At 54.7% G+C, this 525-nt stretch carries 1 protein-coding gene; it reads left to right on the top strand.

Annotated elements, in window-relative coordinates:
* Nucleotides 1-525: cadherin repeat domain-containing protein (locus JIG40_RS10150; RefSeq protein WP_199465299.1), on the top strand; the 525-nt coding region annotated here is incomplete at both ends.

The following is a 525-nucleotide window of genomic DNA, read 5'->3' as shown; positions in this document are numbered from 1 at the left end:
GTGACGTATTCCATTACCACCAACGTGTACAACGATGCCAATGAAGCCTTGTTTGAGATCGACGCAGTCAGCGGTGCGATCAGTCTGACGGCGGCGGGCGTCACCGCGTTCTCAAACGATTACGAAACCGCCCCCAATGTGCACGATATTGTGGTGACCGCGACAGAAGTAGCGGGTCTGGGCGAGCAGAAATCAACGGACATCACCGTTGAGCTGAGTGAGCTGAATCTGGATGAGTTTGGTCCGGTATTCGATCCGAATGACCCGGACAACGAAGACGGCCCCCGTTATGTGTTCTCGTATGATGAGAACAGCAGCGATGAGTATGTGATTGGTACCGTGTCGGCCACCGATGGTGACGGCGAGGCGGTGACGTATTCCATCACCACCAACGTGTACAACGATGCCAATGAAGCCTTGTTTGAGATCGACGCAGTCAGCGGTGCGATCAGTCTGACGGCAACGGGCGTCACCGCGTTCTCAAACGATTACGAAACCGCCCCCAATGTACACGATATTGTGGTG

This window comes from Vibrio sp. bablab_jr001 (assembly GCF_016464285.1).
Taxonomy (GTDB): Bacteria; Pseudomonadota; Gammaproteobacteria; order Enterobacterales; family Vibrionaceae; genus Vibrio; species Vibrio fluvialis.
Note: the sequence above shows the minus strand (reverse complement) of the source record. Positions and strands in the feature narration are given on the sequence as shown.